This window comes from Pantoea sp. A4 (genome assembly GCF_000295955.2).
Lineage (GTDB): Bacteria > Pseudomonadota > Gammaproteobacteria > Enterobacterales > Enterobacteriaceae > Pantoea > Pantoea multigeneris.
On the sequence record NZ_ALXE01000045.1, the window covers coordinates 15,976 to 32,114 of the forward strand.

Annotated in this window: 17 protein-coding genes; 7 read left to right on the forward strand and 10 right to left on the reverse strand. The window is 52.5% G+C overall.

The genetic code is table 11. The annotated features are described in order from the left end of the window. Positions 1–14: 14 nt before the first annotated feature. From B880_RS0118330 to B880_RS0118345, 4 genes are all read right to left on the reverse strand, one after another. A complete protein-coding gene (locus B880_RS0118330) occupies positions 15–680 on the reverse strand; it encodes an amino acid ABC transporter permease (RefSeq protein WP_017348913.1) in 666 nt (221 codons plus the stop codon). A gap of 12 nt (positions 681–692) precedes the next feature. Continuing rightward, positions 693–1,364 (reverse strand): amino acid ABC transporter permease, encoded by a 672-nt coding sequence (locus B880_RS0118335; RefSeq protein WP_017348914.1) that lies wholly within the window; start codon positions 1,362–1,364, stop codon positions 693–695. 13 nt (positions 1,365–1,377) lie between these two features. Further along, the gene (locus B880_RS0118340; protein ID WP_017348915.1) at positions 1,378–2,205 is read right to left on the reverse strand and encodes an amino acid ABC transporter ATP-binding protein; all 828 of its coding nucleotides are present in this window, start codon (positions 2,203–2,205) and stop codon (positions 1,378–1,380) included. 86 nt (positions 2,206–2,291) lie between these two features. Next, positions 2,292–3,053 carry a transporter substrate-binding domain-containing protein gene (locus B880_RS0118345; RefSeq protein ID WP_017348916.1) on the reverse strand — a complete coding sequence of 254 codons (762 nt, stop codon included), beginning with the start codon at positions 3,051–3,053 and terminating at the stop codon, positions 2,292–2,294. A 373-nt stretch (positions 3,054–3,426) separates the two neighbouring features. Here B880_RS0118345 and B880_RS0118350 point away from each other — a divergent pair, with 373 nt between their 5' ends. Beyond that, complete coding sequence (locus B880_RS0118350; RefSeq protein ID WP_071524417.1) at positions 3,427–3,684, forward strand: tautomerase family protein; 258 nt, start codon at positions 3,427–3,429, stop codon at positions 3,682–3,684. A gap of 48 nt (positions 3,685–3,732) precedes the next feature. Here the strand turns inward: B880_RS0118350 and B880_RS0118355 are convergent, their stop codons facing one another. Next, entirely contained in the window at positions 3,733–4,461 is a 729-nt protein-coding gene (locus tag B880_RS0118355; RefSeq protein WP_017348918.1) for a GntR family transcriptional regulator, read from the reverse strand. A 243-nt stretch (positions 4,462–4,704) separates the two neighbouring features. Here B880_RS0118355 and B880_RS0118360 point away from each other — a divergent pair, with 243 nt between their 5' ends. Together B880_RS0118360 and B880_RS0118365 are read left to right on the forward strand one after the other, a co-directional pair. Further along, positions 4,705–5,433 (forward strand): GntR family transcriptional regulator, encoded by a 729-nt coding sequence (locus tag B880_RS0118360; protein WP_017348919.1) that lies wholly within the window; start codon positions 4,705–4,707, stop codon positions 5,431–5,433. A 349-nt stretch (positions 5,434–5,782) separates the two neighbouring features. Next, a complete protein-coding gene (locus B880_RS0118365; RefSeq protein WP_017348920.1) occupies positions 5,783–6,613 on the forward strand; it encodes a transporter substrate-binding domain-containing protein in 831 nt (276 codons plus the stop codon). Between the two features lie 137 nt (positions 6,614–6,750). On the opposite strand, the gene B880_RS0118370 is transcribed toward B880_RS0118365, so the two are convergent. After that, on the reverse strand, positions 6,751–7,749 hold the full coding sequence (locus B880_RS0118370; protein WP_017348921.1) for a 4-hydroxyproline epimerase: 999 nt from the start codon (positions 7,747–7,749) through the stop codon (positions 6,751–6,753). Between the two features lie 245 nt (positions 7,750–7,994). On the opposite strand from B880_RS0118370, the gene B880_RS0118375 reads away from it, so the two are divergent. Continuing rightward, a complete protein-coding gene (locus B880_RS0118375; RefSeq protein WP_017348922.1) occupies positions 7,995–8,786 on the forward strand; it encodes an SDR family NAD(P)-dependent oxidoreductase in 792 nt (263 codons plus the stop codon). A 223-nt stretch (positions 8,787–9,009) separates the two neighbouring features. Here the strand turns inward: B880_RS0118375 and B880_RS0118380 are convergent, their stop codons facing one another. The 4 genes from B880_RS0118380 to B880_RS0118395 all read right to left on the reverse strand — a co-directional run bounded on the left by B880_RS0118380 (position 9,010) and on the right by B880_RS0118395 (position 10,929). Next, the gene (locus B880_RS0118380) at positions 9,010–9,273 is read right to left on the reverse strand and encodes a biofilm development regulator YmgB/AriR family protein (RefSeq protein WP_017348923.1); all 264 of its coding nucleotides are present in this window, start codon (positions 9,271–9,273) and stop codon (positions 9,010–9,012) included. A gap of 60 nt (positions 9,274–9,333) precedes the next feature. Next, positions 9,334–9,630, reverse strand: coding sequence for a hypothetical protein (locus tag B880_RS25225; protein ID WP_017348924.1), 297 nt, complete (start codon positions 9,628–9,630; stop codon positions 9,334–9,336). 149 nt (positions 9,631–9,779) lie between these two features. Then, positions 9,780–10,025, reverse strand: coding sequence for a regulatory protein YcgZ (gene ycgZ / locus B880_RS0118390; RefSeq protein WP_017348925.1), 246 nt, complete (start codon positions 10,023–10,025; stop codon positions 9,780–9,782). A 214-nt stretch (positions 10,026–10,239) separates the two neighbouring features. After that, the gene (locus B880_RS0118395) at positions 10,240–10,929 is read right to left on the reverse strand and encodes a TetR/AcrR family transcriptional regulator (RefSeq protein ID WP_017348926.1); all 690 of its coding nucleotides are present in this window, start codon (positions 10,927–10,929) and stop codon (positions 10,240–10,242) included. A 472-nt stretch (positions 10,930–11,401) separates the two neighbouring features. On the opposite strand from B880_RS0118395, the gene B880_RS0118400 reads away from it, so the two are divergent. From B880_RS0118400 to B880_RS0118410, 3 genes are read left to right on the forward strand one after another with little or no spacing between them, the layout of a single operon-like run. Next, on the forward strand, positions 11,402–13,474 hold the full coding sequence (locus B880_RS0118400; protein ID WP_017348927.1) for a hydantoinase/oxoprolinase family protein: 2,073 nt from the start codon (positions 11,402–11,404) through the stop codon (positions 13,472–13,474). 21 nt (positions 13,475–13,495) lie between these two features. After that, on the forward strand, positions 13,496–15,223 hold the full coding sequence (locus tag B880_RS0118405; protein WP_017348928.1) for a hydantoinase B/oxoprolinase family protein: 1,728 nt from the start codon (positions 13,496–13,498) through the stop codon (positions 15,221–15,223). A gap of 2 nt (positions 15,224–15,225) precedes the next feature. Next, positions 15,226–16,071 (forward strand): sugar phosphate isomerase/epimerase family protein, encoded by an 846-nt coding sequence (locus B880_RS0118410; protein ID WP_017348929.1) that lies wholly within the window; start codon positions 15,226–15,228, stop codon positions 16,069–16,071. Positions 16,072–16,139 lie beyond the last annotated feature (68 nt).

Genomic DNA, 16,139 nt, shown 5'->3' on the forward strand with positions numbered 1-16,139 from the left:
CAAAAAGCCCGCTGTTAATAAGCAAAGCGCCGGAGCATTTTGCCTTCCACCAGCCCCACCAGGCGCGTGAGTGGATAAGCCACACAGAAATAGATAATCCCGGTTGCGGTTAAAAACTCGACCGGCTGAGCGGTACTGTTCGAAATGTTCTGTCCCACAAACATCAGATCGGCAATCCCGACGGACGAGATCAGCGCACTCTCTTTAAATAAGCTCACCACGTTGGAGAGCAGCGGCGGAATCGAACGCAGTAACGTTTGTGGCATCACCACGTAAATCACTTTCACCGCTGAAGTCAGGCCCAGTGCGATACAGGCATCATGCTGCTCACCGGCAATCGATTTCAGCGCACCACGGAATGTTTCGCTGGTTATTGCGGCCATGTAGGCGGTGAGTGCAATAATCACCGAAATATACGGTGGAATTTGCAGACGAAAGACCACCGGCAAACAGAAGAAGATCCAGAACAGCTGAATCAGCAACGGCGTGCCACGAAAGAATTCAACAAACAGCGTCAGCGGCCAGGTGATCCACTTTTTGCCGGAAGCACGCAGCAAACAAATCATAAAGCCCAGAACAGAACCCAACAGTGCACTGCTGAGCGTGAAAGCCAGCGTCAGCCCCAACCCTTTCAGCAGAATTTGCCAGTAAGAAAAAACGGTGGTGAAATCAAGAGACATGGCTTTTTCTCCTTAGCGCTGCGTGGCTGCGTCCTGACGACGCTCGATAATGTGCACCAGTTTGGAAAACGGCACCGACATAAAGAAGTAGAGCAGCGCTACCAACGAGTAGATCTCCAGCGGACGGTAGGAGTCGGTGGCAATACTCTTCGCGACATACATCAGATCGGAGATGGCAACAATCGCTACCAGCGCACTCTGCTGCAAAGTCCCGATGCCATTGGTCAGTAACACCGGCAGTGAGGTGCGCAGTGCCTGTGGCAAAATCACATACAGGGTACGTTGGTAAGGCTTGAGCCCCAGCGCCACACAAGCATCGAGATGTTCACGCGGCACTGCCTGTACGCCAGCACGATAGGCTTCTGCATTGAAGGCACTCAGGTTGAGTCCCAGTGCTAATACGCCCATGACAAAGGGATCAATAAAGAAGTCCACCATCATCGGAATACAGTAGAAGAACCAAATAATTTGCAGCAGCGCTGGAGTACAACGGAAAAATTCAATAAAGAGCTGCGTAGGAAAACGAATGATTTTCCACGGGCTCATTGCCATCAAACACAGCACAAAGCCCAACACAATCCCCATTGCATTGGCAGCCAGGGCTAATTCAATGGTGACTTTTAATCCGCCTAACAGTTCACCGATGTGCCCCGTCAGAAAACTAAAATCAAAGTGATAATCCATGTTTCAGTACCCACTACAGATGAAGGACTTTATTAAGGAACTCGCGGGTGCGTGGCTGCTGTGGACATTTAAATATCTGATCCGGCGGCCCCTCTTCCACCACTTTGCCACCGGCACAGAACACCACCCGCGTGGCGATGTCACGGGCAAAATGCATGTCGTGTGTGACAATGATCATGGCCATTTTCTGTTCCGCCAGTTTCAACATCACGTTCTGCACCTCGACCACCATTTCGGGATCCAGCGCGGAAGTCACCTCATCGAACAGCATCAGCTGCGGTTCCAGCATCAGGGCTCGAGCAATTGCAACACGCTGCTTCTGCCCGCCCGAAAGCTGACTGGGGTACGCATTCAGCTTGCTCTCCAGACCCAACAGGCTCATATATTTACGCGCACTTTCAGTGGCATCTTTCAGTGACATGCCTCTGACCTTGACGGGTGCCAGCGTCAAATTGCTTAACACCGAAAGATGTGGGAACAGCGTGTAGTGCTGAAACACCATGCCAATTTTTTTCTGGATCTCGCTATCAATACGCTGATGTTTATGGCCGGTCCCGGCAATGTAGGTCTCGCCTTCGAAACGGATTTCGCCTCTTTCGACCTCTTCCAGCCCCATCATGACGCGCAATAAGGTACTTTTACCGCTGCCGCTGGGTCCGATAATCACCAAACGATCGTCTGCCCGCATATCGAGATTTAATCCGTCCATCACGATTAATTTGTCGCTGTAGGCTTTGTAAACATCGCGGAACTGCACAAACTTGCCAGCCGCGACCAGCGGGCTGACGGTCTCACGTGAATTGTCGAGTGACAAATCCTCTTTAGTCGCTAACGAATGCATGACTCTCTCTCCAGCGCGTGGCGCACGGTTGGTCTGTTTCCAGTGAGTAACCCGTAGAAAAACCCACAGCCTACGGGCCAAAAGCATTAATGGGCTTGTGCGAGCGTGGCTTGTACCGATTGTTTGAGGAGCTTATCGACTTCACCATTGCTACGCTGCGTCTGGATAAACTGGTTAAGTTCATCAACATCGGCCGCAGGCGTATCTTTACGCACGCCAATGGCAATACCCTGCGGCGCCAGCAGAGGATTTGGCACCAGGATGTTCACCCAGTCTTCATGCGCCGATTTCAGCAACATGTTGGACATGTTGTCATCCGCCAGGACATCACCACGTTTTGACATCAGGGCCAGGCGCGTCTCATCGAAGCCAGGCAGACGCATAATGCGGGCCTGCTTCAGTTCGCCAGACACGGCTTTATCAGCAGCAGTTCCTGACAGCACAATAACGGTGATATTCGGTTTATCAATATCAGCCAACTGGTGTGAGCCTGCGGCGATTTTGGGATTCTTTTTGTTGTAGGCAAACGTGATGCTGTAATCGACAGCGGGCGCGGAAAAGGCAATGGCTTTGCGACGCTCAGGGGTATCGTTCAGGGACAGGGAGAGATCCCATTTTTCAGATTGCAAACCCGCGACAATGTTGTCCCAGTTGGTATCGACAAATTTAGGTTTTACTTTCAGTACGTCAGTCGCGAAGCGGCGACACAGTTCCGGGAAAATACCGGAGTAATCACCGGTTTTTGGGTCGCGCATCACATACGGCGGGGAAGCGGCAACACCACAACGCAGCACGCCGCTGGCTTTTACCTGTTGCCACCGGCTGGCATCATCCGCATGAGAAGGCATAGCGACCAGCAAACTGCTCAGAAAAAGGCTACAACTTATCGTCTTGCTAACGGTCCTGAAAATAGTAAACATGTTCTGCATCCTCGATTTTAATTTTATAAAACGCTGGTGTTGCTAAAGAAACACGATGCCTGCAAGTCCCTCACGTCCGGCGCTTTCACACGCTGTGAAATCCGCCTTTCGTTGCATATAATTTGTCGACAATGACAACATTCTGTCAACGGGATTAGTTCAAAAGTGTGATAGGTTTTTCATATATTAGAATTTCCCTGATTTTACAGATAATTAATAATACCCAACAAAATCAATGCATTGAAAAATTATCACTGTTATTTATCACTAATAGTCGACAAAATGTCGACGGTTAGTTTTAATGTGGCCTTGCAATTGCAGTAATCCCACATTAACCAACGACAGGAAGAGTGATATGCCAATGATTCGGGTTGAAATGCTGACAGGCAGAACAGAAGCACAGCGTATTGAGCTGGTAGAAGCGCTGACCAGAGAGACCGCCAGAATAGCCAAATGCCCAGCGGCAGATATTCAGGTCATTGTGAGCGAAGTAGAACGCACCCACTGGGCGGTGGGTGGTGTGTTAAACAAGGTCAGCAGCGAAAGCAACGTCGTGTAGTTCCACCAAAAGAGCCGGGAACTCCGGCTTTTTGGCTCATCGAATCAATCAGGGGTAGTTAACCGGAATATTGGCGGTCAGGTTACGATCGAGGAACTGCATAAACCGCCCTTTAAACTGCGTCGCATGTAAATGGGCAAATTTCTCTGCCATCTCCGCATCTTGCTGTTCAATCGCATTAACGATATCCACGTGATCGCTGGCGATCTCCTCGGCGGTCAGATGCTCGTCCAGCGTCTGGAACTGGAAGTGCAAATGCAACATCCGCCGCCCCTCTTCCAGTAATCGCCGATAGAGATCGGCAAAATAGACGTTGTGCCCAGCGGCGGCAATCACCATGTGAAACTCGTAGTTTTTTTCAATCATCGACTGGCTGTTACCCGACTTGATGCAGGCAGCACAGGCTTTTTCATAGGCTTTCTGGGCTTTGCGAATGGCAGCCATCTCATCAGCAGTGCGGTGAATGGCCGCCAACCGCGTGACAACACGCTGCAGTAAATCCAGGGCATCGAGAAATTCGGGGATGCGGCCAAAATCCATAGGAGCAACAGACGTGGTCCGGTTAGGCGAAATCATCACCAGCCCATCGGCCGAGAGGCGCACCAACGCCTCGCGAATCGGTGAGCGTGACAGGGCAAAACGTTCTGCCAGGCTTATCTCATCAACCGCACTGCCTGGTGCCAGCTGCATCGTTAAAATTTCATCACGCAAAATGGCATACACCCGCATCGCGCCGGTTTCTCTTTGATTATTCGTATCACCCACATATTTGGTCATGTGCTCTTCCATTCTGTTCACAGTCAGGTCGCCAAAAAATGCAAAATGTCGACAAAAACGCTGCTATAGTCGTCTTTTTAACGTTATCACAGATGACGCAAGCAGACAGCGCAGAATCTCAGCGACATCAGAAAACCAGAATTTGGTGTAACAACCCGCACTGGCCGTGCGAGAGGGAAAGATTGCTGTATATTAGGGCGATGAAGCCGGTGCCTGAAGTCCTTACTATTCACGGAAGTTGACATGATCAAAAAAGAAAAAGAGAACCCAACCCAAAAAGAGACCGGCGCCGTTCGCGTGTATGGCGTCCTGCGTGATGAAATTTTAACCATGAAACTGGCACCCGGATCGGCGATTGATGAAGTGAGCCTGGCGGAACGTTTTACATTATCCCGCTCGCCGATTCGTGAAGCCCTGGTCCGCCTCTCCGCCGATGGTCTGGTGACCATGCTGCCTAATCGCAGCACGGTGGTATCACCGATGAATTTCAGCCAGATCCCGGAGTTTCTGGATGCGCTGGATCTGGTTCAGCGCGTCATCACCCGGCTGGCTGCCATGCACCGTACGGAAGCGCAGCTTATCGCGATTCGCAAAGCGGAAGTGGCCTATGAGAAAGCGTTGAAAATCTGCGTGAAAAATGGCAATAGCCAGGGGATGATCGAAAAGAACTATGATTATCACATGGCCATTGCGGAAGCCGCCCACAACAGCTATTTCACCGATGTTTATCGTCGTTTGCTGGAAGAAGGCCGCCGTATGCTGCACTTGCACTTCCAGTTCCAGACCCTGGATGAACATAAAACTGCCGATCAGATTGGCAGTGACCACAGCCTGATCACCAACGCGATTGAAGCACGAGATGTCGAGTTGGCGGAGAAATATGCTCATCAACACGCCGCGCAGTTCCGTGGACGTTTCATGCAGTTCCTCAACCGTAACCTCACCTCAGACGTACAGATCAACTACCCCTGATTCCTTTCTCCAGGGCAGCGATGACACGATCGCTGTCCTGACACCCCCGGTTTTCATACCCTGCTGCTTTTTCGTCCACGGCCTTCAGGGCACAACGTTACATCACGCCAACAAGTCGACTCAATGTCGACACGAATCACAAAGCCACCAAAAGACAAAACCAATAAAATTCAACAACTAAGAAAAATTAACCTGCTGTTTTAAATGCAATATATGAAAACCCTATCGCAAAATCAAACTATCACAATTGACATTGTAGTCATTATGTCGACAAATGTGATGGCAATTTGATCAACACTTTCATCACTGATGTTATCCACCTGGGTGTTATAATTCTGAGGGTACATACATGCATAAAGTCACTTGTTTTAGTCGCAAACTGTTCGTCACTGCAGCACTGTTGGGTGCATCACTGCTGAGCCTGCCTACTCACGCTGAAAGCAACACAACCTGGCAGCAAGTCCGCCAGGCGGGCGTACTGCGTTGTGGTGCTGCGGCATCCGCGCCATGGGTGATGCGCGATCCAAAAACTGGCAACTATAGCGGTCTCTTCCCGGATCTGTGTCGCCAGTTTGGTGAGCAGGTTCTGAAGGTAAAAGTTGAGTTTGCTGATACCTCCTGGGATAACATTGTCGCGGGGCTACAGTCAGGTAAGTGGGACGTTTCGTTGTCGCTCAATGACACACCAGAACGCCGCCAGTCGATTTCGTTTACATCTCCTGTGGTGGATTACAGCGTCGACTTTGTTTACAACAAAAATAACCCTCGGCTGCCGAAGAAAATTACCTCCCTGGCGGATATCGATAAACCGGAATATACCTTTGCGGTGATGTCAGGCACGGCGCAGGATAAAGCCATCAGCAGCGTGCTTAAACGGGCCAAAATTATGCGCCTGCCCGGCTTTGATGAAACCCGCCTGTCGCTGATGTCAAAACGTGCCGACTTTCTCGCGGATGACAGCATGAGCAATACCCTGCTGTTGCGCGCCCATCCTGACTGGGCAACCGCATTCACACCAAACCCACTGCTGGCAAAACAGAGCATTAACTTTGGGGTACGGAAAGATATCCCGGCCGCCGATCTCGCCCAGTTCGATCAGTTCATCAAAGCGAAACAGGCTTCCGGTGACGTTAAAAAAATGTCTGATGCAGGTGTAGATCTGGCATTAGCGCAGAAATAACCCCTTAGCGTGGGCGCACGAATTTACAGGTGCGCCCATCTGTTTTTCGCCCTGCCTCGTTTTCTGCTGCTTTAACAATCTGCATGCCAAAAAAAAACCCGCCTACACCAGGGCGGGTTCAGGGCGTTGCGCGGCGATCAGGCAAGGAAACCGGAATAGAACGGCTGTTCATCATCAATAAAGTGGCTGGAGCGACCGGTGACATAAGCGACACCTTCTACGCTAGGACGCACAGCAGGGGTGCCATTACGCAGGGTCAGATGCTCTTCCACCCGTCCCTTAAACGTGGTGCCGATGATGCTCTCATGCACAAACACATCACCAATATCCTGCAAACCACGCGCAGCGCGCAGTGCCACGCGAGCTGATGTCCCGGTCCCGCAGGGGGAACGGTCAATAATTTTTGGCGTCGCAATCACCACACCACGCGCGTCTCCGCCAACCTGTGGCGCGCCGCCCCACATGGTGTGATGCACGCCACGCACATTGGGATCTTCCGGGTGCACCACATCAATCACCTGCGGAATGAGCTTCACCAGCACCTGTGCCATACGACGCAACTCTTCTGGCGAATAGTCAGCGCAGTCACGGTAGTTCGCCTGGCTTTCGACGATCGGGTAGAAGTTACCGCCATAGGCGATATCGAAGTGAATGAGCCCCAGATCGGGGTGATCAATTTCAACATCTTTCGCGAAAACAAAAGAGGGAATGTTAACAAAGCGCACTTCGGTCACTTTTGTGCCATCGAAAACATAGTGTGCTTCAACCACACCGGCTGGCGTGTCAAGACGCAGAACGCCGGGTGTCTGCGGGGTAATCAAGGCATTTTCGATCACAAAGGTGGTGAGCCCCACCGTGGCGTGGCCACACATCGGAATGCAGCCGGAGGTCTCCAGGTACAGCACGCCGGTATCACAATCGGCTCGGGTTGAAGGGACCAGCATGGCACCGGACATCATTTCATGACCGCGCGGCTCACACATGATCCCGGTCCGCATCCAGTCAAAGCGTTCAATGAAATCCCGCCTGCGGTCGCTCTGGGTTGCACCTGCTAATTCAGGCTGGCCGGAGATGATTAAACGCACGGGCATACCCGCAGTATGCCCTTCAATACACTCAAAATTATAGCGTGCCATGCTGAAACTCCGACGTCATAAGTTATTGATATAGAGCGAACTCACTACGTAGTAAAACCGTAACGAGGTCATTTATTAATGTCGTCCAAATGTCGACAAAACAAATACTATATGTAATCTTAAGGGACTGGCAAGGGATTTGTAGGCGATAAAAACAGCGCCTGATATCCCCTAAATATCGCGTGTTGTGGCCGGTCAGTACCGGGACATAACGCGCACTCACTCAGAGTCGGGAGATTGGATTGATGACCATTAAACAGAATGGATTAGTCGCCGTTGTCACGGGCGGCGCGAGCGGAATCGGTGAAGCGACAGTGCGGAAGTTTGTGGCAGAGGGCTGGCAAACCATTATTGCCGATATCAACGAAGCGCGCGGCCTGGCGATTGCTGAAGAACTCAATGTCAATGGCGGTCAGGCTACCTTCCGTAAACTGGATGTGGCCAACAAAGATGACGTTGACGCGTTTGCCTCTGAGATCTATGGCCGATTTGGTTCTGTCAGCGTCCTGGTGAACTCCGGCGGCGTGTTACAAAATGCCACGCGTATCACCAATATGGCGCTGGAGGATTTTGACCGCATTATCAATATCAACCTGCGCGGCACGCTGCTGATGGGACAGGTTTTCGGTGCGAGAATGATTGCCGACCAGGCGGGGTCGATCATTAACCTGTGTTCACTCACCACCTACCAGGCACACCCACAGCCCGCTTATGCCATGAGTAAGTCGGCACTGAAAACCTTAACCGAGGTCATGGCCTCTGAGTTTGGTCCTGCCGGTGTGCGAGTGAATGCCGTTGCGCCGGGATATACGCTGACGCCCGCGATGAAACAGCGCATTGAAAGTGGTGAGCGTAACCCTGAAGCCGTGATTGCGAAATCCGCACTGCGTCGCTTCGTTGAACCGAGTGAAATCGCCGATGCGATCTACTTCCTCTGTTCACCCCAGGCTGCTGCCATTACCGGTGTGGTCTTGCCTATCGACTGCGGCTGGCTGGCGTCATCGGTGTATGCCGCAGCGGCGGCACAACCGGCGTAAATGCGAAGCGTGCCATGGATGGCACGCGTTGTGGTTAATCAGATACGCAGTGATAAAGTCACAACGCCAACAGCAATAAGCCCTGGCCCGATCCATTCGCGAATATGTCGCTTCCAGAGAATGACTGCCTGTGGGAGCGATGCTGAAAACATCCTTAAAAGGGGGACAGGCACCGCAGGCGGGTTGTCACCGTTTGCTCGCAGCGCTAAATACGTGTGCTCAGTTAATCATCCGGCGTATAGCCAACGACGATCTCAAGCGTTCTACGCAGTACGTCCGCCTGAGCCACATCTGTGGTCGACTCTAGCGCCTTAACGATACTGATAATGACTGACTTATTACTGACACGACCTTCCACTGCCAGGACGTTACGAATGATGATATCCAGGACAGCGGCCTCTTCATTAAGTGCAACACTCGCGTTACGGAAATGCTCGGCCAGCTCAATATTGGGTAACGCTGAGTACAAATCGACTGAAGTCGGCATATCGGTATCCCGTAGTTCAAGGTAGTGGTTAGTTAACATTCAGGCTGTGTGTTTTTGGGCTTAATGCTTGCGACTGTTAGCCAGAGAGTGCGTATTCAGAAAGGCATGACTCGATTTCCCCTCTGTTTCCCCCATCTCCTCAGGAAATTCCTGACTTACGGATTTAATACTCATCCGCACCTCCCGCAGAGCCAGCATGACATCATTGCGCCTGGCCGAATCCTCAGCCAGTTTATGCATGGTCTGTAACTGGGCGACAAGTGCGCGAAGGGTTACCGGGCCTGCCTGTTGAAGCAGCGCCAGTGCCGCTTCCCCAATGATCTCATCTATTCTCTGCTGTGGATGACTTCTGCTCATACCTGTCTCTGATGACGACCTTCCTGACGACGTCTGTACGCCAGTTGTTTATCGCGATTGATGTGTGATTTTTTATCATCCACGCGTCATACACAGTGATGCAGGTTCAGAAAACATGATGCCGTATAACAGTGGAATCAGGCTGAAGCTCAGCCTTCTCGATCAAACAGTAGCCCAATCAATTGATGATATTGGTGCTCTTCCTCAGCATTGCCTGCCCGTTCCAGACGACCAAGCAGTTTGGTGCAGAGGGATTTACGGTTTAGTGTGCGGCCTTCTTTCAGAATCTCGACAACAATTTGCCCCAAGATTTCCTGCTGGGAGGGCAGTGAAGCCTGACTAAAGTATTGCTGTATAGCTTCCGAAGGGTTCTGAGTATATTCATTTTGACGCATACGTTTACCCCTTGTAGTTGGCCGGCATCTGACCCGGCAAGTTGTACAACACCCAAAAAGCTGTACAACTATAATCAATCTCCGAAAACAATTTTTTAGCAAAAAGTGCGGAGGTAACGGATGTTTAGCGACAAAACGGGGGGCAAGACGTCGCTTAGCCGGGGATTGATATCCCCTAAAAACAGGTTGAATACTTCACGCCAAAATTTGCTCCCTATTGCTCAGGCGCGGGAGCTGTCAGCCAGGCGATCACCATCTCAACCGCCTGACGACGCTGATTCTGGATGTTTTTCTTCTTGCTCAGGTCCTCATCCAGCACCACCCCAAGGGTATGAATGTTGGAAAAATAGAAATACCCCAGCGAAGAGATCGAGATATAGAGGTTTTTCATTTCAATGTGCTGACGAAAAATCCCGGCATCCTGCCCTTTTTTGATCACATGGTTCAGCTTATCCATCAGCGGTGTATAGAGTAACTTGATGTTCATCGACTGCCGCAGAAAACGGGCATTCTGCACATTTTCATGGGTAAGAATGCGTACCAGACGAGGATTTTTGGCAAAGCTGTCAAAGGTGGATTCAATCAGCTTACGCATTGATTCCACCGGATCGGGATCGTCAAAATGAATATCATGCTGCGAGGCACGTAACTTCTCATAAGTGTCCGTTAGCCCTGCGATATACAGCGCCTCTTTGCTGTCAAAATAGCGATAAATCAGGCTTTTATTGGTCTGCGATTGCTCCGCAATTGCATCCATACGCGCGCCGTCAAATCCCCGTTCGGTAAATTCATCCAGCGCAGCATCAATAATATGCTGGCGCGTACGCTGTGGATCGCGAATGCGCTTTTTCTTTATGGCAGGGTCGGTCGCGACCTCTGCTGCGGGAGACTTTTGCTTCAGCATGTACTGTTCTCGTCGTGGCCTGTGTCGGGAACCCCCGCCACTCTGTTACTCATCCGTCCTGTTAGAAAAGCATAAACCGCGCCCTTCTCGCCAGATGTTTTACATCACAGAAAAAACATTTTTGTCGACAAAAAGTCGTCACAAAACACCAGAATTCAATATAAACCATTGATTTATATAATCTATATGATGTTTTTATGTCTTTAAAAACCCCATTGACGACAGAATTTAAACCAGCTAACTTTGTCGTTATTAAACCGTTTAGTTTAAACCAAACAGTTCAATAACCAGGATAAGAGCGCCTTCACCCGAAGCCTCTCACTGCGGAAAATGCGATGAGTTGTTGCCCTCAACCTGGTGCGATCTGACACAACACGACCTTTCATATCAGTAAATGGCGACCTGCTCCGCAGGTGGCACGGGATAGTCATACCTTTTTTTCGAGTTCGCGCTATGGCGCAGGAGGCAACAAATGAATACAGCACGCATCGGCGTGGACATCGGCGGGACCTTCACAGATTTGGTTCTGTTTGGCGACAACGGTGAAACCTTCTTTACCAAAGTCCCCTCAACCCCGGCTAAACCTGAGCAGGCGGTACTGACCGGGATTAAACGCATCACCGATACGGCCGGTCTTGATGTCAGCAAAGTCACCGAAGTGGTGCACGGGACCACCGTGGGTTCGAATACCCTGTTGCAGAAAGTGGGCGCTAAAACCGGTCTGATCACCACCAAAGGTTTCCGCGATGTGCTGGAAATTGGCCGTGTGCGTACGCCAACCATGTTCGACCTGAGCTGGGAAAAAGCGGTTCCGCTCATTTCACGCCGCTATCGTCTGGAAGTGGATGAGCGTTCAACCGCCGATGGCCGCATCCTCAAGCCGCTGGATGAAAAAGAGATCATTCAAATTGGTGAGTTCTTCACCCGCGAAGGCGTGGAGTCAGTGGCAATCTGCTTCCTGAACTCTTACCGCAACCCGGAAAACGAACAGCGCGCGCTGGAGTTGATGCACAAACATTTCCCACACCTCTACGTCACCGCATCGGTTTCCGTGTTGCCGGAAATTCGCGAATACGAGCGCACCTCCACGACTGCGGTTAACGCCTACGTGCTGCCGTCATTACGTGCCTACTTCGCCCGTCTGGAGAGTGGTCTGAAAGAGATTGGCGTCTCAGCGCCACTGTTAATCAGTAACTCCAATGGCGGTCTGTCCAGTGCCGAAATGGCGCAAGAAAAACCGGTGTTCTTTATTTCATCAGGCCGTTCGGCGGGCGTGGTCGGTGCCGGTCGCCTTGGCGAAGCCATGGGTGAAAAAGACCTGGTGGTATTCGACATGGGCGGCACCACCGCTTCAGCGTCACTGATTTATAAAGGTGAGCTGGCACGCGCGAACGAGTACGAATTCCGTGCGGGGATCTCTACCCCAAGCCGCTTCATTAAAGCGGGTGGGTATCTGATGCGTGTCCCTACCGTTGACGTTGCCGAAGTGGGTAGCGGTGCCGGTTCGATTGCACGTATTGATGAAGGTGGCCTGATGCACGTCGGCCCACTGTCTGCGGGTGCCGATCCGGGTCCGGTGTGCTACGGCATTGGCGGTAACTCCCCTACCGTTACGGATGCCAACGTGGTGCTCGGTTTCCTGCCTGCTTCCCTCGCGGGCGGCACGATGGATCTGGATGTTCAGGGGGCCCGCGCAGCGATCAAACGTGACCTGGCCGATCCACTCAAACTCAGCATTGAGGATGCGGCATTCGGTATTCGTGAAGTGGCGAATATCAATATGGCGCGCACTATCAAAGCCGTTACCGTTGAGCGCGGTGTCGACCCACGTAACTTCACCCTGTTGGCGTTCGGTGGCTCAGGCCCGGTGCACGCCTGTGACCTGGCGCGTACGCTGGGCATTCGCCGCGTGATCTTCCCGAAATCACCGGGTGTCTTCACGGCAACCGGGATGTTGGCCGCCAAAGTAGAACGTTACTTCCTGCGTCCACTGAACGGTTTCCTCGACCAGTTGCCGGTAGAACAGGTCAATACACTGCTCACTGAAATGCGCAGTGAAGCGGTCTCCCTGCTGGCGGAAGAGGGTTATCAGGAAGGCCAGGTTGATTTCAACTTTGAAGCGGATTTGCGTTTTAAAGGCCAGGACTTCGAACTGCCAATTGCCCTGCCAGAAAACGTGACTGAAGCACACCGCGAATCTCTGCGCGCGGCGTTCCGTGACGCCTATAAAGGCATTTATGGCTACGCCTCAGAAGACAGCGTTGAAATCGTCAACATTCGTCTGAACGCCAGCGGTAACAGCGGCAATCGTCTGCAGTTCGTGGCACAGCGCCCAGAGCCTTCCGATGCACAACCGGCAACGCGCAAGATCTACTTCTCGCGTGATGACCAGTGGCTCGATACCCCGATTTATGAGCGCAGCACGTTCCAGGGTGGCGTAGCGGGCCCGCTGATTATTCAAAGCCCGGACACCACTATCGTGATCCCACCGCGCGCCCAGGCCGATCTCGATGCCTTCGGCAACGTCGTCGCCACTCTCGCTTAAGACTTTGTAAGGATAAGACTCATGGCTCAGAAAAATCACGATCCGATTACCTTTGCCGTTATTAAAAACGCACTGGATACCATCGTTGATGACATGGCGTTTGCCGTCATGCGTACCGCACGTTCACCGATTGTGCGCGATGTACTGGATTACTCCGTGACCCTGTGTGACAAACAGGGGCGCATTCTCTCCCAGGCGAAAACCGTTGCGCTGCACCTAGGTGCGGTACCGGACGCGATGGACGTGATCATCAACCACTATTCCGAAGATTTAGCGCCGGGCGATGTCATTATCTTCAACGACCCGTATGAAGGCGGCATGCACCTGCCGGATATCTTCATGATCCGCCCTATCTTCTACCAGGACAGCCTGCGTGGCTATTCCGTGGTGATTGCGCACCACTGTGATGTGGGTGGCCGGGTTCCGGGCTCCAACGCCGCGGATTCGACAGAGATCTTCCAGGAAGGCCTGCGTATTTCTCCGATGAAGCTCTACACCAAAGGGGTTCTGAACGACACCCTGATGCGCATCATCACCAAAAACGTGCGTCTGCCAGAGCTGGTGGTGGGTGACCTGGAAGCGCAGTTCGCCACCTGTAACCTCGGTGAGCGTGAGTTGCTGCGTCTGATTGAGAACTATGGTGCCGATGAGCTGGACGGTTACTTCGATGCGCTGATCGACTACGGCGAGCAGCTGACGCGTGCGGCGATCAAAGCCTGGCCAGATGGCGACTACCACTTTGAAGATTTCATTGATGGTGATGGTTTCACTACCGATGCCATTCCAATCCGCGTCAAGTTAACGGTAAAAGGCGATCACCTGTTTGTCGACTTCGCCGGTTCTTCACCGCAGGTCAAAGGGGCGATCAACTCCACCCTCTCCTTCGTGAAATCCGCGACCTATCTCTCGGTGCGCTGTGCGCTGGATGAAGAAGTGCCGAACAACGCCGGTGTCTACCGCTGTATCACTATCAGCGCGCCAGAGGGCTCGATCCTTAACCCGGTAATGCCTGCAGCAGTAGCAGCACGCGCACTCACCGGTTATCGCGTGGTGGATACCGTGCTGGGCGCACTGTCACAGCTGGCACCGAAGAAAGTGATGGCGGCAGGTGAAGGCGGTAACACCGTCCTGGCATTCGGTGGCTGGGATAAAACCACCCGTGAACCGTTCGTGCTGGTGGATATGATCAACGGTGCCTGGGGCGGACGCTGGAACAAAGATGGCGTCGAAGGCGTGACTAACCCCTCACAGAACATGTCTAACCTGCCGGTGGAAACCCTGGAATTACGCTACCCAATGATGATGGATGAGTACAGCCTGCGTCCGGATTCCTGTGGTGCCGGTGAGTTCCGTGGCGGCCTGGGCCTGATTCGTCAGTATCGCCTGCTGGCAGAAGAAGCAGTATTGCAGATCCGTGCTGACCGCCATGCCCACGCGCCCTACGGACTGTTTGGCGGTAAACCAGCTGCGCCTTGCGTGAACATCCTCGATCCTGAAGGAGAAAACACCGTGCTGCCCGCCAAGATCACCCGCACTATCGGCCGCAACGTGGTGGTTCGCCACGAGCAGGCAGGCGGCGGTGGCTACGGCGACCCGCTGAAACGCTCACTGGAGCTGATTCGCGATGATCTGAGCAACGGCAAAATTTCTGCTGAGTTTGCCAGCGCGCATCACGGCGTGGTGTTCGCCGCCGATGGCGTCACGATTGATACCTCCGCAACCTCCCAGCGTCGTAGCACAGGAGCATAAGCATGAGTCAGTTTGATTTGAGCCGGTTTGCGATTAACCAAATCACCACGCCAAAATGGACGCTGGCGGAAGCGATTGAGGGTTATGCCAGTCAGGGCGTGCACGGGATTGCCGTGTGGCGACAATATCTTGATGATTATGGTGTCAAAGCGGCGGTGAAGCATTTACATGCCGCCGATATGTGGGTGGCATCGCTGTGCACCAGCGCATGGGTCAATCAAACTGACGCGGCGGGGTATCGCCAGGCGCTAGATGAAAACCGTCGCATTATCGACCAGGCCGCTGCAATCGGTGCGCCTTGCGTGGTTATGGTGATGGGGGGTGTAGGCGATGATAAGGATTTGTATGCCCAACATCGCCGCATTCACGATGCACTGGAAGAGCTGGCCCCCTATGCGACTGCGGCCGGGGTCAAGCTCGGGCTGGAACCTCTGCATCCCATGTACTGTGGCGATCGCAGTGCGCTAAACCTGATTACGCACGCCAACGACCTGATTGATGAGTTGGGGGATAAGGCCTCTGGTTTGGTCGCCGATGTTTACCACTGCTGGTGGGACCCCAACTTTGAGCAACAGCTGAAACGTGCAGGGAAAGATCGCATTGTCACCTTCCATTACTGTGACTGGCTGGTGCCGACGCGCAACCTGCGCGATCGCGGCATGGTGGGAGATGGCGTGGTGAATTTTACCCAGATCCGTGGCTGGCTGGATGAGATGGGTTATGACGGTCCGTTCGAACTGGAGATATTTTCTGAGCTGGACTGGTGGGAACGCGATCACCATGAAACCGTTCGGATCGCGATTGAACGCTGCGGCCCTTATGTGGGGCCTCGCATAACGCGCCCCTGACGTGCCTTACCGCCAGCGATCGCTGGCGGTAATACCTAATTAGCGAATCAATAACTTACTGATTAAAA

Coding starts and splice junctions, on each gene's coding strand:
- B880_RS0118375 (WP_017348922.1), top strand. CDS start 7,995: ATGACCATTAAACAGAATGGATTAGTCGCCGTTGTCACGGGCGGCGCG.
- B880_RS25225 (WP_017348924.1), bottom strand. CDS start 9,630: ATGAGCAGAAGTCATCCACAGCAGAGAATAGATGAGATCATTGGGGAA.
- B880_RS0118405 (WP_017348928.1), top strand. CDS start 13,496: ATGGCTCAGAAAAATCACGATCCGATTACCTTTGCCGTTATTAAAAAC.
- B880_RS0118380 (WP_017348923.1), bottom strand. CDS start 9,273: ATGCCGACTTCAGTCGATTTGTACTCAGCGTTACCCAATATTGAGCTG.
- B880_RS0118350 (WP_071524417.1), top strand. CDS start 3,427: ATGTGGCCTTGCAATTGCAGTAATCCCACATTAACCAACGACAGGAAG.
- B880_RS0118400 (WP_017348927.1), top strand. CDS start 11,402: ATGAATACAGCACGCATCGGCGTGGACATCGGCGGGACCTTCACAGAT.
- B880_RS0118360 (WP_017348919.1), top strand. CDS start 4,705: ATGATCAAAAAAGAAAAAGAGAACCCAACCCAAAAAGAGACCGGCGCC.
- B880_RS0118395 (WP_017348926.1), bottom strand. CDS start 10,929: ATGCTGAAGCAAAAGTCTCCCGCAGCAGAGGTCGCGACCGACCCTGCC.
- B880_RS0118355 (WP_017348918.1), bottom strand. CDS start 4,461: ATGACCAAATATGTGGGTGATACGAATAATCAAAGAGAAACCGGCGCG.
- B880_RS0118340 (WP_017348915.1), bottom strand. CDS start 2,205: ATGCATTCGTTAGCGACTAAAGAGGATTTGTCACTCGACAATTCACGT.
- B880_RS0118345 (WP_017348916.1), bottom strand. CDS start 3,053: ATGCCTTCTCATGCGGATGATGCCAGCCGGTGGCAACAGGTAAAAGCC.
- B880_RS0118330 (WP_017348913.1), bottom strand. CDS start 680: ATGTCTCTTGATTTCACCACCGTTTTTTCTTACTGGCAAATTCTGCTG.
- B880_RS0118365 (WP_017348920.1), top strand. CDS start 5,783: ATGCATAAAGTCACTTGTTTTAGTCGCAAACTGTTCGTCACTGCAGCA.
- ycgZ (WP_017348925.1), bottom strand. CDS start 10,025: ATGCGTCAAAATGAATATACTCAGAACCCTTCGGAAGCTATACAGCAA.
- B880_RS0118370 (WP_017348921.1), bottom strand. CDS start 7,749: ATGGCACGCTATAATTTTGAGTGTATTGAAGGGCATACTGCGGGTATG.
- B880_RS0118335 (WP_017348914.1), bottom strand. CDS start 1,364: ATGGATTATCACTTTGATTTTAGTTTTCTGACGGGGCACATCGGTGAA.
- B880_RS0118410 (WP_017348929.1), top strand. CDS start 15,226: ATGAGTCAGTTTGATTTGAGCCGGTTTGCGATTAACCAAATCACCACG.